The sequence below is a fragment of the Streptomyces sp. NPDC012825 genome, from assembly GCF_042900925.1.
In the GTDB taxonomy this organism is placed as follows: Bacteria; Actinomycetota; Actinomycetes; order Streptomycetales; family Streptomycetaceae; genus Streptomyces.
Genome location: NZ_JBIBBZ010000006.1, coordinates 254,261 through 274,653, shown reverse-complemented (window position 1 = coordinate 274,653; position 20,393 = coordinate 254,261). Strand labels below are relative to the sequence as shown.

Annotated in this window: 21 protein-coding genes; 16 read left to right on the top strand and 5 right to left on the bottom strand. The window is 73.3% G+C overall.

Going from position 1 to position 20,393, the window contains the following annotated elements; translation table 11 throughout:
* The first annotated feature begins 147 nt into the window (after positions 1–147).
* Positions 148–3,687 (top strand): DNA polymerase III subunit alpha, encoded by a 3,540-nt coding sequence (dnaE, locus tag ACFY7E_RS16795; protein WP_389485433.1) that lies wholly within the window; start codon positions 148–150, stop codon positions 3,685–3,687.
* A gap of 72 nt (positions 3,688–3,759) precedes the next feature.
* Here the strand turns inward: dnaE and ACFY7E_RS16790 are convergent, their stop codons facing one another.
* A complete protein-coding gene (locus ACFY7E_RS16790) occupies positions 3,760–3,930 on the bottom strand; it encodes a hypothetical protein (RefSeq protein WP_383437916.1) in 171 nt (56 codons plus the stop codon).
* 225 nt (positions 3,931–4,155) lie between these two features.
* Here ACFY7E_RS16790 and ACFY7E_RS16785 point away from each other — a divergent pair, with 225 nt between their 5' ends.
* The 5 genes from ACFY7E_RS16785 to ACFY7E_RS16765 are packed head-to-tail and all read left to right on the top strand — an operon-like array spanning position 4,156 to position 8,302.
* Positions 4,156–5,493, top strand: coding sequence for an NYN domain-containing protein (locus tag ACFY7E_RS16785; protein WP_389485431.1), 1,338 nt, complete (start codon positions 4,156–4,158; stop codon positions 5,491–5,493).
* Between the two features lie 20 nt (positions 5,494–5,513).
* On the top strand, positions 5,514–6,494 hold the full coding sequence (locus tag ACFY7E_RS16780; protein WP_389485641.1) for an ABC transporter ATP-binding protein: 981 nt from the start codon (positions 5,514–5,516) through the stop codon (positions 6,492–6,494).
* Positions 6,491–6,835 (top strand): hypothetical protein, encoded by a 345-nt coding sequence (locus tag ACFY7E_RS16775; RefSeq protein WP_389485428.1) that lies wholly within the window; start codon positions 6,491–6,493, stop codon positions 6,833–6,835. The genes ACFY7E_RS16780 and ACFY7E_RS16775 overlap by 4 nt, the downstream gene beginning before the upstream one ends.
* Positions 6,832–7,656 carry an ABC transporter permease gene (locus ACFY7E_RS16770; RefSeq protein ID WP_389485426.1) on the top strand — a complete coding sequence of 275 codons (825 nt, stop codon included), beginning with the start codon at positions 6,832–6,834 and terminating at the stop codon, positions 7,654–7,656. Before ACFY7E_RS16775 ends, ACFY7E_RS16770 begins: the two co-directional genes overlap by 4 nt.
* Before the next feature lie 34 nt (positions 7,657–7,690).
* Complete coding sequence (locus ACFY7E_RS16765; protein ID WP_389485423.1) at positions 7,691–8,302, top strand: DUF2567 domain-containing protein; 612 nt, start codon at positions 7,691–7,693, stop codon at positions 8,300–8,302.
* A 13-nt stretch (positions 8,303–8,315) separates the two neighbouring features.
* Here ACFY7E_RS16765 and ybaK read toward each other — a convergent pair whose 3' ends face one another.
* The 4 genes from ybaK to ACFY7E_RS16745 form a co-directional block, all read right to left on the bottom strand.
* On the bottom strand, positions 8,316–8,813 hold the full coding sequence (gene ybaK, locus ACFY7E_RS16760; protein ID WP_389485420.1) for a Cys-tRNA(Pro) deacylase: 498 nt from the start codon (positions 8,811–8,813) through the stop codon (positions 8,316–8,318).
* A gap of 96 nt (positions 8,814–8,909) precedes the next feature.
* Complete coding sequence (locus tag ACFY7E_RS16755) at positions 8,910–9,647, bottom strand: LON peptidase substrate-binding domain-containing protein (RefSeq protein ID WP_389485418.1); 738 nt, start codon at positions 9,645–9,647, stop codon at positions 8,910–8,912.
* 11 nt (positions 9,648–9,658) lie between these two features.
* Complete coding sequence (locus ACFY7E_RS16750; RefSeq protein ID WP_389485416.1) at positions 9,659–10,738, bottom strand: hypothetical protein; 1,080 nt, start codon at positions 10,736–10,738, stop codon at positions 9,659–9,661.
* Between the two features lie 145 nt (positions 10,739–10,883).
* Positions 10,884–12,497 carry an oxidoreductase gene (locus ACFY7E_RS16745; RefSeq protein WP_389485414.1) on the bottom strand — a complete coding sequence of 538 codons (1,614 nt, stop codon included), beginning with the start codon at positions 12,495–12,497 and terminating at the stop codon, positions 10,884–10,886.
* A 194-nt stretch (positions 12,498–12,691) separates the two neighbouring features.
* Between ACFY7E_RS16745 and hisD the strand changes: the two genes are divergently transcribed.
* From hisD to ACFY7E_RS16695, 10 genes are all read left to right on the top strand, one after another.
* Positions 12,692–14,041 (top strand): histidinol dehydrogenase, encoded by a 1,350-nt coding sequence (gene hisD / locus ACFY7E_RS16740; protein WP_389485412.1) that lies wholly within the window; start codon positions 12,692–12,694, stop codon positions 14,039–14,041.
* Positions 14,038–15,144, top strand: a complete 1,107-nt coding sequence (locus tag ACFY7E_RS16735) for a histidinol-phosphate transaminase (protein ID WP_389485410.1) — start codon at positions 14,038–14,040, stop codon at positions 15,142–15,144. Before hisD ends, ACFY7E_RS16735 begins: the two co-directional genes overlap by 4 nt.
* A complete protein-coding gene (gene hisB, locus ACFY7E_RS16730) occupies positions 15,141–15,734 on the top strand; it encodes an imidazoleglycerol-phosphate dehydratase HisB (RefSeq protein WP_389485407.1) in 594 nt (197 codons plus the stop codon). The genes ACFY7E_RS16735 and hisB overlap by 4 nt, the downstream gene beginning before the upstream one ends.
* Before the next feature lie 2 nt (positions 15,735–15,736).
* Entirely contained in the window at positions 15,737–15,901 is a 165-nt protein-coding gene (locus ACFY7E_RS16725) for a hypothetical protein (protein ID WP_383437884.1), read from the top strand.
* Positions 15,898–16,548 carry an imidazole glycerol phosphate synthase subunit HisH gene (gene hisH, locus ACFY7E_RS16720; RefSeq protein ID WP_389485405.1) on the top strand — a complete coding sequence of 217 codons (651 nt, stop codon included), beginning with the start codon at positions 15,898–15,900 and terminating at the stop codon, positions 16,546–16,548. Before ACFY7E_RS16725 ends, hisH begins: the two co-directional genes overlap by 4 nt.
* Complete coding sequence (priA, locus tag ACFY7E_RS16715; RefSeq protein ID WP_383437878.1) at positions 16,545–17,273, top strand: bifunctional 1-(5-phosphoribosyl)-5-((5-phosphoribosylamino)methylideneamino)imidazole-4-carboxamide isomerase/phosphoribosylanthranilate isomerase PriA; 729 nt, start codon at positions 16,545–16,547, stop codon at positions 17,271–17,273. The genes hisH and priA overlap by 4 nt, the downstream gene beginning before the upstream one ends.
* The gene (locus ACFY7E_RS16710) at positions 17,270–17,668 is read left to right on the top strand and encodes a RidA family protein (protein WP_389485402.1); all 399 of its coding nucleotides are present in this window, start codon (positions 17,270–17,272) and stop codon (positions 17,666–17,668) included. Before priA ends, ACFY7E_RS16710 begins: the two co-directional genes overlap by 4 nt.
* Positions 17,665–18,420 carry an imidazole glycerol phosphate synthase subunit HisF gene (gene hisF / locus ACFY7E_RS16705; RefSeq protein ID WP_389485399.1) on the top strand — a complete coding sequence of 252 codons (756 nt, stop codon included), beginning with the start codon at positions 17,665–17,667 and terminating at the stop codon, positions 18,418–18,420. Before ACFY7E_RS16710 ends, hisF begins: the two co-directional genes overlap by 4 nt.
* 118 nt (positions 18,421–18,538) lie before the next feature.
* A complete protein-coding gene (locus ACFY7E_RS16700) occupies positions 18,539–19,126 on the top strand; it encodes an ArsR/SmtB family transcription factor (RefSeq protein WP_389485397.1) in 588 nt (195 codons plus the stop codon).
* Positions 19,123–20,367 carry an MFS transporter gene (locus ACFY7E_RS16695; protein ID WP_389485394.1) on the top strand — a complete coding sequence of 415 codons (1,245 nt, stop codon included), beginning with the start codon at positions 19,123–19,125 and terminating at the stop codon, positions 20,365–20,367. The genes ACFY7E_RS16700 and ACFY7E_RS16695 overlap by 4 nt, the downstream gene beginning before the upstream one ends.
* The last annotated feature ends 26 nt before the right edge of the window (positions 20,368–20,393 follow it).

The window sequence follows — 20,393 nt, the reverse complement described above, 5'->3', positions numbered from 1 at the left end:
ACAAATGGGACGGGTGTTCCCCGCCTCACAACGCGCGACCCTAGCCCCCGAGTGCCCCGCGCGACCCACCCGCCCGACTAGACTCCGACACCGTCCCCCGCAGACTGCCCGCAGCCTGTCATCCGTCGTTCCCGGAGGCCTCCCGCCGTGACCAAGCCGCCCTTCACGCACCTCCACGTCCACACCCAGTACTCGCTGCTGGACGGTGCCGCGCGGCTGAAGGACATGTTCGACGCGTGCAACGAGATGGGCATGACGCACATCGCCATGTCCGACCACGGCAACCTGCACGGGGCGTACGACTTCTTCCACACGGCCAGGAAGGCCGGGGTCACGCCGATCATCGGCATCGAGGCGTACGTCGCCCCCGAGTCCCGGCGGAACAAGCGGAAGATCCAGTGGGGTCAGCCGCACCAGAAGCGGGACGACGTCTCCGGCTCCGGCGGCTACACCCACAAGACGATCTGGGCGGCGAACGCCACCGGACTCCACAACCTCTTCAAGCTCTCCTCCGACGCCTACGCCGAGGGCTGGCTCCAGAAGTGGCCCCGGATGGACAAGGAGACCATCTCCCAGTGGTCCGAGGGCCTGATCGCCTCCACCGGCTGCCCCTCCGGCGAGCTCCAGACCCGGCTGCGCCTCGGCCAGTTCGACGAGGCCCTGAAGTCCGCCTCCGAGTACCAGGACATCTTCGGCAAGGACCGGTACTTCCTGGAGCTGATGGACCACGGCATCGAGATCGAGCACCGGGTCCGCGACGGCCTCCTGGAGATCGGCAAGAAGCTCGGCATCCCGCCGCTCGTCACCAACGACTCGCACTACACCTACGCGCACGAGGCGACCGCCCACGACGCCCTGCTCTGCATCCAGACCGGCAAGAACCTCTCCGACCCGGACCGCTTCAAGTTCGACGGCACCGGCTACTACCTGAAGTCCACGGACGAGATGTACGCCGTCGACTCCTCGGACGCCTGGCAGGAGGGCTGCCGCAACACCCTCCTGGTCGCCGAGCAGGTCGACACCTCCGGCATGTTCGAGGCCAGGAACCTCATGCCGAAGTTCGACATCCCGGAGGGCTACACCGAGGTCACCTGGTTCCGCGAGGAGACCATGCGCGGCATGCACCGCCGCTTCCCCGGGGGCATCCCCGAGGACCGCATGAAGCAGGTCGAGTACGAGATGGACACCATCATCTCGATGGGCTTCCCCGGCTACTTCCTCGTCGTCGCCGACTTCATCATGTGGGCCAAGAGCCAGGGCATCGCCGTGGGCCCCGGCCGGGGCTCCGCGGCCGGCTCGATCGTCGCGTACGCCATGGGCATCACCGACCTCGACCCCATCCCGCACGGCCTGATCTTCGAGCGCTTCCTCAACCCCGAGCGCATCTCCATGCCCGACGTCGACATCGACTTCGACGAGCGCCGGCGCGTCGAGGTCATCCGGTACGTCACGGAGAAGTACGGCTCCGACAAGGTCGCCATGATCGGCACCTACGGCAAGATCAAGGCCAAGAACGCCATCAAGGACTCCGCGCGCGTCCTCGGCTACCCGTACGCCATGGGCGACCGGCTCACCAAGGCCATGCCCGCCGACGTCCTCGGCAAGGGCATCGACCTCGACGGCATCACCAACCCCTCCCACCCGCGCTACAGCGAGGCGGGCGAGATCCGGGCGATGTACGAGAACGAGCCCGACGTGAAGAAGGTCATCGACACCGCCCGGGGCGTCGAGGGCCTGGTCCGGCAGATGGGCGTGCACGCCGCCGGCGTGATCATGTCCAGCGAGCCGATCGTCGACCACGCCCCGATCTGGGTGCGGCACACCGACGGCGTCACCATCACGCAGTGGGACTACCCGCAGTGCGAGTCGCTCGGCCTCCTGAAGATGGACTTCCTGGGCCTGCGCAACCTCACCATCATGGACGACGCCGTCAAGATGGTGAAGGCGAACAAGGGGATCGACCTCGACCTGCTCGCCCTGCCGCTCGACGACCCGAAGACCTTCGAACTGCTCCAGCGCGGCGACACCCTCGGCGTCTTCCAGTTCGACGGCGGGCCCATGCGCTCGCTGCTCCGGCTGATGAAGCCCGACAACTTCGAAGACATCTCCGCCGTGTCCGCCCTGTACCGGCCGGGTCCGATGGGCATGAACTCGCACACCAACTACGCCCTGCGCAAGAACAAGCAGCAGGAGATCACCCCGATCCACCCCGAGCTGGAGAAGCCGCTCGAAGAGGTGCTCGCGGTCACCTACGGCCTCATCGTCTACCAGGAGCAGGTGCAGAAGGCCGCCCAGATCATCGCCGGCTACTCGCTCGGCGAGGCCGACATCCTCCGCCGCGTGATGGGCAAGAAGAAGCCCGAGGAACTGGCGAAGAACTTCACCATCTTCCAGGCCGGCGCCCGGAAGAACGGCTACAGCGACGAGGCCATCCAGTCCCTCTGGGACGTCCTGGTCCCCTTCGCCGGCTACGCCTTCAACAAGGCGCACTCCGCCGCGTACGGCCTGGTCTCCTACTGGACCGCCTACCTCAAGGCCAACCACCCGGCCGAGTACATGGCCGGACTGCTCACCTCGGTCAAGGACGACAAGGACAAGTCCGCGGTCTACCTCAACGAGTGCCGCCGCATGGGCATCAAGGTGCTGCCGCCCAACGTCAACGAGTCCCAGTCGAACTTCGCCGCCCAGGGCGACGACGTGATCCTCTTCGGCCTCACCGCCGTCCGCAACGTCGGCACCAACGTCGTCGAGTCGATCATCAAGACCCGCAAGTCCAAGGGGAAGTACTCCTCCTTCCCCGACTTCCTGGACAAGGTCGAGGCCGTCGTCTGCAACAAGCGGACCGTCGAGTCGCTGATCAAGGCCGGCGCCTTCGACGAGATGGGCCACACCCGCAAGGGCCTGGTCGCCCACCACGAGCCCATGATCGACAACGTGGTGGCGGTCAAGCGCAAGGAGGCCGAGGGGCAGTTCGACCTCTTCGGCGGCATGGGCGAGGAGACCACCGACGAGCCCGGCTTCGGCCTGGACGTCGAGTTCTCCGACCTCGAGTGGGAGAAGTCCTACCTGCTCGCCCAGGAGCGCGAGATGCTCGGCCTCTACGTCTCCGACCACCCGCTCTTCGGCATCGAGCACGTCCTGTCCGACAAGACGGACGCGGCGATCTCCCAGCTCACCGGCGGCGAGCACGGCGACGGCGCGGTCGTCACCATCGGCGGCATCATCTCCGGCCTCCAGCGCAAGATGACCAAGCAGGGCAACGCCTGGGCCATCGCCACCGTCGAGGACCTGGCCGGCTCCATCGAGTGCATGTTCTTCCCGGCCACCTACCAGCTGGTCTCCACCCAGCTCGTCGAGGACACGGTCGTCTTCGTCAAGGGCCGGCTCGACAAGCGCGAGGACGTGCCCCGGCTCGTCGCCATGGAACTCCAGGTGCCCGACCTGTCGAACGCCGGGACCAACGCGCCGGTGATCCTCACCATCCCCACGGTCAAGGTGACCCCGCCGATGGTCAGCAGGCTCGGCGAGATCCTCAAGCACCACAAGGGCAACACCGAGGTGCGGATCAGGCTCCAGGGCCCGCGCAAGACCACCGTGCTGCGGCTCGACCGGCACCGGGTGACGGCCGACCCGGCGCTCTTCGGCGACCTGAAGGTGCTGCTCGGCCCGTCCTGCCTGGCCGGCTGACCGCGCCTCCCCGCACGCGCAAGGGGCGCGCCCGTCGTCACGGGCGCGCCCCTTTGCCGTACGCGAGAGCCGTCAGTTGTGGCCGAAGCGCTTCTGGCGGCCCTTGCGGGCGACATCGCTGGGAAGGACCTGGGACGCGCGCTGCGCCGCCTCGGACTCCATCGCCGACTGCTGCGCCTGCTGGGCGCCGCGCTCGGCCGGGGACTGCTTCGGACCGCGGTTCTGGTTCCGGTTCTTGGCCATGGTGATGCCTCCTCAAGGGAATTAGGGGCCAGGGCCGCTGTCAGACTCACATACGGGGTGAAACGCCGCATTTTGGATCATTACGGAGGGTCAGGGCGCTCCGAACAGGACATCCGCCACGCCGATGATCCAGTTCCGACCGTCAAGCCACCGGCCGTCGGGCAGACTCGAAGGAAACCCGGAGCAACTTCCGATCCCGAGTCCGACCCCCAGGGCCGAAAGAGGGTGGAACACGTGGACCGCTGCGTCGTCCTGGTGGACGCCGGCTACCTGCTGGGCGCCGCCGCCAGTCTCCTCGCCGGGGAACCGGCCCGTTCCCGGATCACGGTCGACCACACCGCGCTGATCCAGCAGCTGCGCCAGCGGGCCGAGGCCGAGACCGCGCTGCCCCTCCTGCGGATCTACTGGTTCGACGGCGCGCCCGACCGGGTGCCCCAGCCCGAGCACCGCAGACTGCGCGTGATGCCCCGGGTCACCGTCCGGCTCGGCGCCCTGACCAGGAGCGAGGGGCGCTGGGCGCAGAAGGGCGTCGACGCGGCCATGCACACCGAGCTGACCGAGCTCGCCCGGAACAGGGCCTGCTCCGACATCGTGCTCGTCACCGGCGACGGCGACCTGCTGCCCGGCCTCATGTCGGCCAAGGAACACGGCGTCGCCGTCCACCTCTGGGCCGTCCAGGCCGCCGACGGCGACTACAACCAGTCCGAGGACCTCGTCGCCGAGGCCGACGAGCGGCGGGTCCTCGACCGGGCCTGGATCACCCGCGCCGTCCGCGCCAAGGACCTCAGCGGACTCTGCGCGCCCCCGCCCGCCCCGCGCCCCGAGATCGCCGCCATCCTCTCCGCGCCGCTGCCCGAGGCCGCCCTCGCCGCCTCGGCCGAGCGGGCGGCGGAGGCCGCCGCGGCGGCGACCGTACGGAACGGGAGCACGGCCCCGGCCGGGACGAACGGCTCCCGGGGCGCCTCCGACGGCGGCCACGACCACGACCACGCGCGCGCCGGGGAGAACGGCCGCGCCCCGGCCCAGAGCAGGGGCGTCCCCACCCCCAAGGACCTCGCGGGGCTGCGCGCCCCCGCGGTCAACGGCTCCCACGGCGCCCACGGCGCCTCCGTGCCGCAGAGCGCGAGCGCGCTCCGCTGGTCCTCCGACCGGGGCTGGGTCGAGCGCCCCGCCCCCCTCGGCGAACCGGCCGAGACCGCCTCCCTGCCCACCCTCGCCGCGCTCACCAGCGCCGAGCAGCGCTGGGCCGACCGCGAGGAGGACATCACCACCGTCGGCGGCGACCCCTTCGAGGTCGGACAGGTCTTCGCCCGCCGCTGGATGGAACGCCTCCCGGAGCAGAGCCACGTCCAGAAGCTCTCCACCCTCTACCCCCGCATCCCGCACCGCATCGACGGCGAACTCCTCCGCTACGCCGCCCGCTTCGGTCTCCTCGCCCACAAGGACGACCAGATCGACGAGCACGACCGGTACGCGATCCGGGCCGGTTTCTGGCGCGAGATCGACGTCCGCGCCGCCGCCGAACACGCCCCCGCGCCCGGAGCGGGCCCGGCGACCCCGTAGGCTCTTCCCCCGTGAGTACGGTGTGCGCGGTGCGGGATCTGGTCAAGACGTACCCCGCCACGCGCGGCGGGCGCGGTGCGCCGGCGACCCCCGAGGTGCGGGCCACCGACGGGATCAGCCTCGACGTGCGCGGCGGGGAGATCTTCGGGCTGCTCGGCCCCAACGGGGCGGGCAAGTCCACCCTCGTCCGCCAGGTCACCGGGCTCATGCGGCCCGACTCCGGCTCCGTCGAGCTCCTCGGCCACGACCTGGTGCGCCACCCCGAGCGGGCCTCCCGGCTCCTCGCCCACCTCGGCCAGGAGTCCACCGCCCTCGACGAGCTGACCGTCTCCCTCGCCGCCGTGACCACCGGCCGGCTGCGTGGCCTCACCGCCCGCGACGCGCGCGCCGAGAGCGACGCCGTCCTGGAGGAGCTCGGCCTCACCGCGCTCGCCTCCCGGCCCCTCAAGAAGCTCTCCGGCGGACAGCGCCGCCTCGCCTGCGTCGCCGCCGCCCTCGTCGGCCGGCGGCCCGTCCTCGTCCTCGACGAGCCCACCACCGGCATGGACCCGGTCGCCCGCCGCGCCGTCTGGGCCGCCGTCGACCGGCGGCGCGCCGAACACGGCACCACCGTCCTCCTCGTCACCCACAACGTCATCGAGGCCGAGACCGTCCTCGACCGGGTCGCCGTCCTCGAACACGGCCGGGTCATCGCCTGCGACACCCCGGCCGGGCTCAAGGAGCGCGTCGCGGGCGAGGTCCGCGTCGAACTGGTGTGGCGCGAGACCGCCCCCCTCCACCTGCCCGAGGTGGCCGCCCTGCGCGGCCTCGCCCAGGAGACCGGCCGGCGCTGGAGCCTGCGGCTCGCCCCCGACGCGGCCCGCGCGGCCGTCGCCACCGTCACCGGCGGCGCCGCCTTCGCCGCCCTCGACGACTTCGCCCTGGCCACGCCCAGCCTGGAGGACGTCTACCTCGCCCTCGGCGGCGCGACGGAGGGCACGGAGGGGCTGGTGAAGGCGTGACCACCACGACGCCCGGCTCCGCCGTGACCTCCGGATCCTTCGGCTCCGACGCGCTTCCCGGCTCCGCCGGGGAACCCGTGCTTTTCGGTCCCGCCGCGCTTTCCCGCCCGGACCTGGCGCCCCTCTCCGCCGAGGCGTCCGGCCCCTTCGGCTCCGCTCCGCTTCCCGGCCCCGCCGGGCCCTCCGGCGCGCGCGGCCCCGTCGGCGCGGCACGCCGTCCCGGCGCCCGGGACGCCTCCCGCGTCCCCGGGGGCGGCCGTCCCCCGTACGCGCCCCTCCCCGCCCCCGCGGGGCACCGCGTTCCGTACCCGCACGTGACCGTCAGGAGCTGTCCGCAGTGAGCACCGTGCCCGCCGAGGCCCTGCCGACCCGCGCGCCGGGCGTCCGGTCGTACGACGACGGGGCCGCCGCGCCCCTCGCCCCGAGCGCCCGGCTGCTGCCGTCCCTGGCCGCCGTCTACCGCGCCCAGCTCTCCCGGGCCCGCGTCGCCCGCATCCCGCTGCTCTTCGTCGCCACCTTCCAGTCCATCGGGATCATGGTCCTGATGCGCGGGGTCGTCGACGGCGGCTCCGAGGCGCGCGCCGTCGTGGCCGGCTCCACCGTCCTCGTCGTCGCCTTCGTCGCGCTCAACCTGCTCGCCCAGTACTTCGGACAGCTGCGGGCGACCGGCGGCCTCGACCACTACGCCACCCTGCCGGTGCCGCCCGCCGCCGTCGTGCTCGGCGCGGCCGGGGCGTACGCCTCCTTCACCGTCCCCGGCACCGCCTTCACCGCCGTCGCGGGCTCCCTGCTCTTCGGCCTCCCGCTCACCCACCTGTGGATCCTCGCCGCCGTCGTCCCGCTCTCCGGTGCCGCCCTCGCGGGACTCGGCGCGGCCCTCGGGCTCCTCGCGCCCCGGCAGGAGCTGGCCACCCTCCTGGGCCAGCTCGGCATGTCGGCCGCGCTGCTCCTCGGCGTGCTCCCGGCGGAGCGGCTGCCCGGACCCCTCGGCTGGGCGCGGGACCTGCTGCCCTCGACGTACGGCGTGGAGGCCCTGGCCCGCGCCTTCGACCCGCACCCCGACTGGGCGGCCGTCGCCCTGGACCTCGCCGTCTGCGGCGCGGTCGGCGTGATCTCGCTCGCGGTCGCCACCCGGGCGTACCGCAGGGCCGCCGTCCGCTGAGGCGGGTCACAGGCACACCTGGCACGATGGCGGGGTGACCGCACCTCTGACTCCGCCTCACCAGCCGCCGCACGACCCCGCCTGGCCCCCGCCGCCCCCGCCGGCGTCCGGCCCGGACGGGGACCCGATCACGGCGGCCGAGGTCGTCCAGGGCGCCCTGGTGACCATCGCCTCGGCGGTCGCGGGAGTGCTGCTCGGAGTGCTGTGGCTGAACCTGGCCCCCCGCGTCCTGCTCGTCTCGGACGGCAAGGGGGTCTACCTCCGGAACTCCGAGGGGGAGACCGCGATCGGCGCGGACGGCACGTTCGTCCTGCTCGCCCTGGCCTTCGGCGCGGTCGCCGGAATCACCGTCTTCCTGCTGCGCCGGCGGGGCGGCGTCCCGCTGGTCCTCGGCCTGGCCGCCGGCGGCGTCCTGGGCTCGCTGCTCGCGTGGGGCCTCGGCACGCACTTCGGTCCGACCTCGGACGTGGTCGCCCACGCGAAGGCGGTCGGCCCCGACGTCACCTTCGAGGCCCCGCTGGAACTGCACCTGGGCGCCGCCGCGCTCCTCGCCTGGCCGCTCGCCGCGATGATCGTGCACCTGTCCCTGACGGCCGCCTTCGGTCCGCGCGACCCGGACCCCTGGGAGCACCCGAAGGCGCTCTGACGCGGCGGCCCGGTCAGCCGCGGCCGATCGGGGCCACCACCGCCGAGGTGAGGGCGGCGAGGTCCGCGGGGGAGAGCTCCACCTCCAGGCCGCGCCGCCCCGCCGAGACGCAGACGGTCGCGTGGTCCGAGGCCGAGGAGTCGAGGACGGTACGGAGCCGCTTGCGCTGCCCCAGCGGGGAGATGCCGCCCCGCACGTAGCCCGTGGTGCGCTCCACCGCCGCCGGGTCGGCCATCGCCGCGCGCTTGCCGCCGACCGCCGAGGCCAGCGCCTTCAGGTCCAGCCGGCCCGCCACCGGGACCACCGCGACCGTCAGCTCGCCGTCGACGTCCGCCACCAGCGTCTTGAACACCCGGTCGGGGGAGACGCCCAGGGCCTCCGCGGCCTCCTCGCCGTACGAGGGGGCGGCCGGATCGTGCTCGTACGCGTGCACGGTGAACGGCGTGCCGGCCGCCGTCAGGGCCACCGTCGCCGGAGTGCCCCCGCCGTTCTTCTTCTGCTTCTTCGCCACGCGCTCCTCCTGGCTTCTTTCCCCGCTCGGGCGGGACTCCGGGCGGGACCCCGCCCGGGCCGGATCCGGTGCGAACCGGATCCGGTCCGGCCCGGATCAGTTCGGGTACGTCGGGGTCTGCGTCAGGTCCACGACCGGCAGCGACGGCAGGTGCCGCAGGACCGCCGTCTCCGTGCGCAGCAGGGCCAGCTCCTCGCGCAGCCGCGTCGCCGTGTCCGGGGCCTGGAGCAGCCGCTGCTTCGACGGCGTGTCGAGCACCGCCGCCGCCGCGACCAGGTACGACACCACCGACGGGTCGTCCGGCAGCTCGCTCGTGGTCAGCGAGCGCTCCCGGGCGCCCGCCAGCCGCTTCTGATAGCTCCGGAAGGCCCGCAGCACCCCCTCGGCGAGCGCGCCCGCATCCTCGCCCGGCTCCTCCGGGATCTCCTCGACCTCGGCCGTCAGGAACGGGCCGCTCGCGTCGACCGAGAGCAGCTTCACCCGGGTCGTGCCGGTGGTCATCACCTCGAAGCTGCCGTCGGCGCGCTCCCGGACGCTCGCCGCGTCGGCGACGCAGCCCACCCGGTGGAAGGACTGGATCGGGTCGGCGCCGAAGCCCGCGGCCGGGCCCTTCTCGGGCAGCGCCGTCGGGTCCGGCAGCCCGGGCGCGGTCGGCGCGACCTCGCGGCCGTCGCGGATCGCGACGACGGCGAAGCGGCGCGGCTCCGCCTCGTCGATCGTGAGCAGCTCGCGCATCATGGCGCGATAACGCTCCTCGAAGACGTTCAGCGGCAGCACGAGGCCCGGGAACAGCACCGTGTTGAGGGGGAAGAGGGGCAGGCGGGCGGTGGTCACAGCGGCCAAGCCTAATGGCCGCCGGGCCCACCCCGTCCGGCCCGTCCACGACCGGGCGTCCACAGGGGCGTCCGGCGGGCCACTTCGAGCCGCGTCCGGTCCCGCGCGGCCAGGAAACGGAGGAGGGGGTCACCGCCGTCCGGGCGCGGCCGGGAGCCCGGGGGAGGGTCCCCCGGCACGGCGTCCCGCGCGGACCCCCAGGGGAACGAGGTCGCGCAGGGACCGATCCGGCCGAACTCCTCCAGGGCCTCCGTCCACCGCCCCCGCTCCATCAGCACGTGCGCGAGCAGGTTGCGCGCCCCGGCCGGCCACGGGTCGCCCGCCGGGAACGCCGCCGACAGGGCCAGGGCCCGGTCCGCCGCCCGATCGAGCACGGCCGGCGGCCCGGACCCCTCCTGCCCCGGCGCCCCCAGTGCCTCGTGGGCGGCGCGGACCGGCAGCGCCCGCACCAGCGAGTCCGGGGCGGCGTCGTCGGCCGCCCGCTCGGCGAAGTCGAAGGCGGCGCGACGCGAGCCGTGCCCCTGCGCGGACAGGTACTTCAGCGCCGCGACGTGGCAGCCGTAGTGGTGCGGGGAGCGGCGCACGGCCTGTTCCCAGAGGGACTCGAAGACGGCGGGCCCGGCCTGTGCCCCGCGCGCGTGGTCCAGGGCGAGCCGCCACGGCACCGGGTCGTCGTGCGGGGCCGTCTCGGCGACCCCCCGGACCAGCGGTTCGAGGTCGCCCAGGAGCTCGGTCCGCGCCGGGGACCCCCACGCCCTGCGGACGGCGAGCTGCGTCGTGACGAGCAGGGCGTCCGAGTCCTCGGGCGCGGTGGAGAGCCACTGGAGCAGCCAGTCGTCCCGGTGCCGGGCGAAGGCGGCGAGCCGGACGACGTACCGGTCGCGGTCCTCCCACTCGGCGGCGTCCCGGGTGGTGGCGAGCAGTTTCGCCGCGGGCTCCGGGTCGCCGAGGGCGGCGGCGACCAGGGCGGGGGCGAGCCGCTCGTCCGGGGCGTCGAGCAGCACGTCGTCGTCCGGCACGAGCCCGGCGGCGAGCCGCGGGGCGTGCCGGGCCGAGCGGGCGGCGCCTACCAGGGCGCGAAACAAGGACATGGCGTGACGTATTGTCCCCCGGCGCCCCCCGCGGTCGCAGCCGTCCCGGCAGGTCGTGACAGCTCCCTCACCGCGCCGTGACAGCTTCCACACGCCTGCCACTCCCGCCTCCGCTTTTCACGCGCGAAACCCCTCCTCCGCCGCCTCACCCCCTGCTCAGCAGGCGGGTCGCGCCCGCCGCCACCGTCGTCGCGAGGATCCAGCCCAGCAGGACGAGCACCGCCGCCGCCCACTGCCACATGCCTTCGAGGCGCCAGTAGCCGTCCTGACCCAGGTTGATCACCGGCAGCAGCAGGTCCAGGGCGTACAGCGTGCCGTTCCACTCGGGCGCCTCGTCCGCCTTCAGCGGGACCGGACGGTAGTGGGAGAAGGCCACCGTGCCCGCCGCCCACAGCACCGCCATCCACAGCGCCGCCCGGCCCGGCCGGTAGCCGTACGCCACCGTCCAGTCCTGGAGGTAGCCCCAGAGCTTCCCGGCGAGGGGCAGCGTCTCCCGCCGGCGCCGCTGCTTGGCGAGCAGCACCTCGCGCGCGTCCGCGTCCTCGCCGCTGTTGCGCAGCACCGCCGCGAGCCGCTCGTACGGCTCGGGGGCGTACTCCGGGGTCGCCGCCGCCACCCACTCCAGGCGCAGGGCCAGCGGGAAGCGCTCGTACGGCACGAGGTTCTCGTAGACGAAGCCGCCCATCGCGAGGCCGCCGGGCCCCGGCCAGCTGCTCCACAGGTCGATCAGGGTGACGATCCTGGCGCCGTTGAGCACCACCCGCCCCTCCTCCGGGCGCTCGCCGTTGAACCGCAGCTCCGGGGTGACGATCCGGCGCAGCGACACCTCCTCCCGGCGCGCGCCGTCGAGGAGGAACCGGGCGTGCTTCAGGTCCACCGCGTCGCCGAACCGCCCGTCGTCGAGCCGCACCCCGCCGTGGAACTCGACCGGCTTGCGCCGCGTGCCCCGGGCGGGCGTCAGCCCGTACGGCGGGGTGGCCGTCGAGCCGTCCGCCACTCCCGCCGTCCCCGTCCCCTCGTACACCCAGGCCGCGTTCAGATAGAGCGAGCGCTCCACCGTCAGCTGCGGCGCGTTGAGCGCGCGGCGGCCCTGGGCCCCGCGCAGCACGCTGCCCCGCAGGCTGAGCGAGACCCCGACCTGGGCCCCGCGCAGGCTCAGCTCGCCGTACGTCTCGATCAGCTCGGCCTGGAGGTCCTGCGCCACCACCATCCCGTCCGCCGCGATAGCCCGCCCCCGCCGGTCCGGCCACACCTGGATCTGGTTGATCAGCAGGTCCGTGCCGATCTGGGCGTCCGTCAGACGGATGCCCCACCGCACCCGGCAGCGCGGCAGGTGCAGGTCCCCCTCCGTGTGCAGCCGGGCCGCCTCCAGGCGCGGCAGGGCGCACTCGACCATCCGCAGGGTGCCGAACCGGGCCTCGGGCACCACCACCTCGCCGTCGAACCGGCAGCCCTGGAGCTCCACGTACGGCCCTATCGTCCCGCCCGCCAGGTCCAGGACGCCGGTGATCCTGGCCCCGCGCAGCTTCAGCGCCGCCACACGCCCGGACCTGGCGTCCGGCCCGGAGAGCAGCAGCAGCGCCACCACCTCGGCGCGGACGCTCCGCTCCTCCCCCCACTCCCGCGCCCCGAACGGGTCGTCCCGCTCCGCGACCCCCTCCGTCAGATCGCACGTCCTGCCCACCCGGAACGCCCTCCACAGGGCCCGCTCCGGAGCCGTGAGACCGTCCGGGATCCCGTCCTCGTGCGGCTCGGTCACTGCCGCCCCCTCGCTTTCCACGATCCGCATCCACGATTCCGCTCTCCGGGATTCGTGGATTCGTACAGCCGTTCTTCCCGCTGTGTGACGGGCTGAACGCTAACGGTCAGGAGTGGCGCCAAGACGCCACTGTGGTGTGTATCAGCCAGTGATACGGGCGTCCGGTGCCGTGGGGCGTCTGAGAGAATTGACCCGTGATCTCTCGAATCGATCTGCGCGGCGAGGCCCTCCCCGAGGGTTCCGCCCTGCGTGACCTGCTGCCCCGTGCCGAGTTCGACGTGGAGGCCGCCCTGGAGAGGGTGCGGCCGATCTGCGAGGACGTACGGCATCATGGCGCGGCCGCGGTGATCGACTACGGGGAGAAATTCGACGGCGTCCGCGTCCCGGGCCTGCGCGTCCCCGCCGAGGAGCTCACCCGCGCCCTCGACGAGCTCGATCCGGCCGTCCGCGCCGCCCTGGAGGAGTCCGTCCGGCGCGCCCGGCTCGTCCACCGCGAGCAGCGCCGCGCCACCCACACCACCCAGGTCGTCCCCGGCGGCACCGTCACCGAGAAGTGGATCCCCGTCGAGCGCGTCGGCCTGTACGTGCCGGGCGGCCGCTCCGTCTATCCGTCCTCCGTCGTGATGAACGTCGTCCCGGCCCAGGAGGCCGGCGTCGAGGGCGTGGCCGTCGCCTCGCCCCCGCAGAAGGAGTTCGGCGGGCTCCCGCACCCCACGATCCTCGCCGCCTGCGCCCTGCTCGGCGTGGACGAGGTCTACGCCGCCGGCGGCGCCCAGGCCATCGCCATGTTCGCGTACGGCACCCTCGACGGCACCGGGACGGACGGCGAGCCCGGCTGCGCCCCCGTCAACCTGGTCACCGGCCCCGGCAACATCTACGTGGCCGCCGCCAAGCGCCTCCTCAAGGGCCGCATCGGCATCGACGCCGAGGCCGGACCCACCGAGATCGCGATCCTCGCGGACTCCACCGCCGACCCCGTGCACGTCGCCGCCGACCTCATCAGCCAGGCCGAGCACGACCCGATGGCCGCCTCCGTCCTCGTCACCGACTCCGAGGAGCTGGCCGCGGCGACCGAGGCCGAGCTGAAGACCCAGGTCGCCGCCTCCAAGCACGTCGACGACCGGATCGTCCCGGCCCTGGCCGGCCGCCAGTCCGCGATCGTCCTCGTCCGCGACCTCGCCGACGGCCTCGAGGTCGTCGACGCGTACGGCGCCGAGCACCTGGAGATCCAGACCGCCGCCGCCGCCGCCGTCGCGGACCGCGTCCGCAACGCCGGCGCGATCTTCGTCGGCCCCTGGGCCCCCGTCTCGCTCGGCGACTACTGCGCCGGCTCCAACCACGTCCTGCCCACCGGCGGCTGCGCCTGCCACTCCTCGGGCCTCTCCGTGCAGTCATTCCTGCGCGGGGTGCACATCGTGGACTACACCCGCGACGCCCTCGCGGACGTCGCCCACCACGTGGTGACCCTCGCGGAGGCCGAGGACCTGCCGGCCCACGGCGCCGCGATCAAGGCGAGGTTCGGATGGAAGGTGCCGCAGCGGTGACCGGAATCGACGACCTGCCCGTCCGGGACGAGCTGCGCGGCAAGTCCCCCTACGGCGCGCCCCAGCTCGACGTCCCCGTCCAGCTCAACACCAACGAGAACCCCTACCCGCTGCCCGAGCCGCTCGTGGCCCGGATCGCGGAGCGGGTCGCCGAGGCCGCCCGCGGCCTCAACCGCTACCCCGACCGGGACGCGGTCGAGCTGCGCACCGGGCTCGCCCGCTACCTCACCCGCACCGGCGGGCACCCGGTCGCCGTCGAGAACGTCTGGGCGGCCAACGGCTCCAACGAGGTCCTCCAGCAGCTCCTCCAGACCTTCGGCGGCCCCGGCCGCACCGCGATCGGCTTCGAGCCCTCGTACTCGATGCACGCCCTGATCGCCCGCGGCACCGGCACCGGCTGGATCTCCGGTCCCCGCAACGAGGACTTCACCATCGACGTGGCGGCCGCCGGGAAGGCGATCGCCGAGCACCGCCCGGACGTCGTCTTCGTCACCTCGCCCAACAACCCCACCGGCACCGCCGTCGGGGCCGAGACCGTCCTCGCCCTGTACGAGGCGGCCCAGGCGGCCAGGCCGTCGATGGTCGTCGTGGACGAGGCGTACGTCGAGTTCAGCCACCGCGACTCGCTGCTGCCCCTCATCGAGGGCCGCCCGAACCTGGTGGTCTCGCGGACCATGTCCAAGGCCTTCGGCGCCGCCGGACTCCGCCTCGGCTACCTCGCCGCCCACCCCGCCGTGGTCGACGCCGTGCAGCTCGTCCGGCTGCCGTACCACCTCTCCGCCGTCACCCAGGCCACCGCGCTCGCCGCCCTGGAGCACACCGACACCCTCCTCGGGTACGTCGAGCAGCTCAAGGCCGAGCGCGACCGGCTCGTCGCCGAGCTGCGGGCGATCGGCTACGAGGTCACCGAGTCCGACGCCAACTTCGTGCAGTTCGGGAAGTTCCCCGACACCCACGCCGCCTGGCAGGCGATCCTCGACCGGGGCGTCCTGGTCCGGGACAACGGCGTACCGGGATGGCTGCGCGTCACCGCCGGCACCCCCGAAGAGAACGACGCGTTCCTCGACGCGGTCCGTGAATTGATGAAGGAGCAGGAACGATGAGCCGCGTAGGCCGCGTTGAGCGCACCACCAAGGAGACCTCCGTCGTCGTCGAGATCGACCTCGACGGCACCGGGAAGGTCGACGTGTCGACCGGGGTCGGCTTCTACGACCACATGCTCGACCAGCTCGGCCGCCACGGGCTCTTCGACCTCACGGTCAAGACCGAGGGCGACCTGCACATCGACTCGCACCACACCATCGAGGACAGCGCCCTCGCCCTCGGCGCCGCCTTCAAGCAGGCCCTCGGCGACAAGGTCGGCATCTACCGCTTCGGCAACTGCACCGTCCCGCTCGACGAGTCGCTCGCCCAGGTCACCGTCGACCTCTCCGGCCGCCCGTACCTCGTGCACACCGAGCCCGAGAACATGGCGCCGATGATCGGCTCGTACGACACGACCATGACCCGGCACATCTTCGAGTCGTTCGTCGCCCAGGCCCAGATCGCGCTGCACATCCACGTCCCGTACGGGCGCAACGCCCACCACATCGTGGAGTGCCAGTTCAAGGCCCTCGCCCGCGCCCTGCGCTACGCCTCCGAGCGCGACCCGCGCGCCGTCGGCATCCTTCCCTCCACGAAGGGCGCGCTCTAGTCGTGAACGGCCTCTCCACCATCCTGATCGTCGTCGGGCTGTTCCTGCTCGGCGGCATCTACTCCTTCGCCAAGCAGCAGATGCCCAAGGGCCTCATCGTGCTGCTCTCCCTCGGCGCCGCGATGTGCCTCGCCGCCGGCGTGCTCCGTCTGGACGTGTGGTCATGAGCGCACCCGGAGACTCCAAGAAGGTCGTCGTCTTCGACTACGGCTTCGGCAACGTGCGCTCCGCCGAGCGCGCCCTCGCCCGGGTCGGCGCCGACGTCGAGATCACCCGCGACTACGAGCGCGCCATGAACGCCGACGGACTCCTCGTCCCCGGCGTCGGCGCCTTCTCCGCCTGCATGCAGGGGCTCAGGCAGGCCCGCGGCGACTGGATCGTCGGCCGCCGCCTCGCCGGCGGCCGGCCCGTCATGGGCATCTGCGTCGGCATGCAGATCCTCTTCGCCGAGGGCATCGAGCACGGCGTGCAGACCGAAGGGCTCGACGAGTGGCCCGGCACGGTCGAGCCGCTGAACGCCCCCGTCGTCCCCCACATGGGCTGGAACACCGTCGACGCCCCCGCCGACAGCGAGCTGTTCGCCGGGCTCGACGCCGGCGCCCGCTACTACTTCGTGCACTCCTACGGGGTGCGCGAGTGGTCCATGGAGATCGGCAACCCGCACATCCGCGCCCCCAAGGTCAGCTGGACCACCCACGGCGAGCCCTTCGTCGCGGCCGTCGAGAACGGCGCCCTGTGGGCCACCCAGTTCCACCCCGAGAAGTCCGGCGACGCCGGAGCCCAGCTCCTCACCAACTGGATCGGAACCCTGTGAGCAGCACGCTTGAACTCCTCCCCGCCGTCGACGTCCGCGACGGGCAGGCCGTCCGCCTCGTCCACGGCGAGTCCGGCACCGAGACCTCCTACGGCTCCCCGCTCGAAGCGGCCCTGGCCTGGCAGAGCTCCGGCGCCGAGTGGCTGCACCTGGTCGACCTCGACGCGGCCTTCGGCACCGGCGACAACCGCGAGGTGATCGCCGAGGTCACGGGGGCCATGGACATCAAGGTCGAGCTCTCCGGCGGCATCCGCGACGACGCCTCGCTCGTCGCCGCCCTCGCCACCGGCTGCACCCGCGTCAACCTCGGCACCGCCGCCCTGGAGACCCCCGAGTGGGTCGCCAAGGTCATCGCCGAGTACGGCGACAGGATCGCCGTCGGCCTCGACGTGCGCGGCACGACCCTGCGCGGCCGCGGCTGGACCCGCGACGGCGGCGACCTGTACGAGACGCTGGCCCGCCTCGACTCCGAGGGCTGCGCCCGGTACGTCGTCACCGACATCGCCAAGGACGGCACCCTCCAGGGCCCCAACCTGGAGCTCCTGAAGAACGTCTGCGCGGCCACCGACAAGCCCGTCGTGGCCTCCGGCGGCGTCTCCTCCCTGGACGACCTGCGGGCCCTGTCCGGCCTGGTCCCGCTGGGCGTCGAGGGCGCGATCGTCGGCAAGGCGCTGTACGCCAAGGCCTTCACCCTCGAAGAGGCGCTCGCGGCGGTGGCGTCGTGACCTCCGGCGTCCGCAGGATCGTCACCGGAGCGCCCTGGGAGGAGCAGTTCGGCTACTCCCGCGCGGTCGAGCTGCCGAACGGCACGGTCCTGGTCTCCGGCTGCACGTCGGTGGTCGACGGCCAGATCGCCGACGGCGGCCCGTACGACCAGGCGGTCAACTCCTTCAACGTGGCCTTCGGCGCGCTGGGGCAGCTGGGCCTGGGGGCCGAGCACGTCGTCCGGACCCGGATGTACCTCACGCACGCCCGGGACGTGGAGGAGGTCGGCCGCGCCCACAAGGAGCTGTTCGACGCCGTCCGCCCCGCCGCCTCCATGATCATCGTCTCCGGCTTCGTCGACCCCCGCCTGGTCGTCGAGGTCGAGGTCGAGGCCTACCGGGGGGAGAGCTCATGAGCCTCGCCGTACGCGTGATCCCCTGCCTGGACGTGGACAACGGCCGGGTCGTCAAGGGCGTCAACTTCCAGAACCTGCGGGACGCGGGCGACCCCGTCGAGATGGCGAAGCTGTACGACGCCGAGGGCGCCGACGAGCTGACCTTCCTCGACATCACCGCCTCCTCCGGCAACCGGGAGACCACCTACGACGTGGTGCGCCGCACCGCCGAGCAGGTCTTCATCCCGCTCACGGTCGGCGGCGGCGTGCGGTCGGCCGAGGACGTCGACAGGCTGCTGCGGGCCGGCGCCGACAAGGTCGGCGTGAACACGGCGGCCATCGCGCGTCCCGAGCTGATCCAGGAGATCGCGGAGCGCTTCGGCCGCCAGGTGCTCGTCCTGTCCGTGGACGCGCGCCGTACGGAGACGGGCTCCTTCGAGGTCACCACGCACGGCGGCCGCAAGGGCACCGGCATCGACGCCGTCGAGTGGGCGCACCGCGCCGCCGAGCTCGGCGCGGGCGAGATCCTGCTCAACTCGATGGACGCGGACGGCACGAAGGACGGCTACGACACCGAGATGATCGCGGCCGTGCGCAAGCACGTGACCGTGCCGGTGATCGCCTCCGGCGGCGCGGGCAGGCTCGCCGACTTCCCGCCGGCCGTCGCGGCGGGCGCCGACGCGGTGCTCGCGGCCTCCGTCTTCCACTTCGGCGACCTGCGGATCGGTCAGGTCAAGGAGACGCTGCGGGAGGCGGGCCACCCGGTCCGCTGAGACCCGGTTCCGCTTCCTGGAAGGGCCCCTTCGGGGGCCCTTCTTCCAGGTCGGATGCACAGGATTTCTTTCGCAATTCTCATTGCGCAACTTTTCTTTCGTATCTAGGGTCATGGGCATGACCTCACCGGAGAACCGTCGGATCACCGACCTCGGCACCCTCAAGGCCGTCTCGCACCCGCTGCGGATGCGCCTCTACCGCGCCCTCTTCACGGCCCGCACCGCCACCGCGTCCCAGCTCGCCGACCAGGTCGACGAGGCCGTCTCCCTGGTCAGCTACCACCTGCGCAAGCTCGCCGAGCACGGCCTCATCGAGGAGGCCGGGGCCCGGTCCGCCGACGGCCGCGAACGCTGGTGGCAGCCCAGCTCGTACGGCTTCAGCATCCACGACGAGGACATGCGCGACGCCCCCGAACTCGTCGCCGCCAACACCGCCTTCAGCCGTACGGTCGAGGCGCAGCGCGGCGAGATGCAGGCCCGCTTCCTCGACGAGCGGCACACCTGGTCCGACGCCTGGCGCGCCGCCTCCACCAGCTCCGAGTGGCTGCCCCGCCTCACCGCCCCCGAGCTGGCCGCGCTCGCCGCCGAACTGGACGCCGTCGTCGAGAAGTACGACCAGCGGGCCCGCGCCGCCGAGGAGGCCGGCGACACCGAGGGCCGCGAGAACGTGGCCGTCCACCTCAACGGCTTCCCCTACCGCGCATGACCGCCGCCGTCCTCGCCGCCGCCCCGCCGCGGCCCGCCCACCGCGACCCCCGGGTCCTGCGCTGGCTCGGCGCCTACACCGCCTCCACCGTCGGCGACGGCGTCTACCACCTCGCCCTCTCCTGGACCGCCGTCAGCAGCGGCAGCCCCGCCCAGGCAGGACTCGTCATGGCCATCTCCGCCGTGCCCCGGGCCCTCCTCATGCTCGGCGGGGGAGTGGTCGCCGACCGCTTCGGCCCCCGCCGGGTCGTCATCGTCTCCGACGCCGTCCGCTGCCTCGTCGTCCTCGCCCTGGCCGCGCTCGTCCTGGCCACCACGCCCGCCCTCTGGACGCTCGCCGCCGTCGCCCTCGTCTTCGGCGTCCTCGACGCCCTCTTCCTGCCCGCCGTCGGCTCCCTGCCGCCCCGGATGGCCCCGCGCGACCAGCTCGCCCGCGTCCAGGGCATGCGCGGCCTCGGCCAGCGCGCCGGAGCCGTCCTCGGTGCCCCGCTCGGCGGCCTCGCGGTCGCCCTCGGCGGACCGGGCGCCGCGTTCGCGGCCGCCGGACTGCTCTTCGCGCTCTCCCTGCCCCTGCTGCTCGGGCTCCGCCTGGACCCGCTGCCGACCGACGCCGGGGCGCGGGGCCGGAAGAACACCGCCCTCGGCGACCTGGCCGACGGCCTGCGCTACCTGCGCGGCCACCGGGTCCTCGGCCCTCTCGTGATCGTCATCGCCCTCAGCGACCTCGGCTTCGTCGGTCCCCTCAACGTCGGCCTCGCGCTCCTCTCCGACCAGCGCGGCTGGGGCGCCTCCGGCATCGGCTGGGTCCTCGCCGGCTTCGGCACGGGTGCGGCGGCCTCCTCGCTGCTGCTCGGCGTCAAGGGCCGGGTCCCGCGCGCCGGGGCCGTCCTCGGCGGGACCATGGTCCTCGGCGCCGTCTCGGTCGCCGCGCTCGCCCACACCCCGCTGCTGCCCGTCGCCGTGTTCCTCGCGCTCTCCGTCGGCCTGCTCGCCGGGCTCTCCGGAGCGCTGGCCGGCGCCCTCCTCCAGACCGAGTGCGACCCCGCGTACCTCGGCCGCGTCTCCGCCGTCGCGAGCCTGTGCAGCCTGGGCCTCGCCCCGCTGAGCTTCCCGGCCACGGGCGCCGCGATCGGCCTGTGGGGCCCCGGCCCGGTCTTCGTCGCCAGCGCCGCCGTCTGCGCCCTGGCCGGGGTCCACGGCCTCCTGGTCCCGGCCCTGCGCCGCGCCGAACTGCCGAAGTAGCCCGGATCACCGGGCCACCGAACCGA

Excerpts from the sequence above, each read along its gene's own strand:
- ACFY7E_RS16790 (WP_383437916.1), bottom strand. The coding sequence starts at position 3,930 with ATGGCCAAGAACCGGAACCAGAACCGCGGTCCGAAGCAGTCCCCGGCC.
- ACFY7E_RS16750 (WP_389485416.1), bottom strand. The coding sequence starts at position 10,738 with ATGTCCTTGTTTCGCGCCCTGGTAGGCGCCGCCCGCTCGGCCCGGCAC.
- hisB (WP_389485407.1), top strand. The coding sequence starts at position 15,141 with ATGAGCCGCGTAGGCCGCGTTGAGCGCACCACCAAGGAGACCTCCGTC.
- hisH (WP_389485405.1), top strand. The coding sequence starts at position 15,898 with ATGAGCGCACCCGGAGACTCCAAGAAGGTCGTCGTCTTCGACTACGGC.
- hisF (WP_389485399.1), top strand. The coding sequence starts at position 17,665 with ATGAGCCTCGCCGTACGCGTGATCCCCTGCCTGGACGTGGACAACGGC.
- ACFY7E_RS16700 (WP_389485397.1), top strand. The coding sequence starts at position 18,539 with ATGACCTCACCGGAGAACCGTCGGATCACCGACCTCGGCACCCTCAAG.
- ACFY7E_RS16695 (WP_389485394.1), top strand. The coding sequence starts at position 19,123 with ATGACCGCCGCCGTCCTCGCCGCCGCCCCGCCGCGGCCCGCCCACCGC.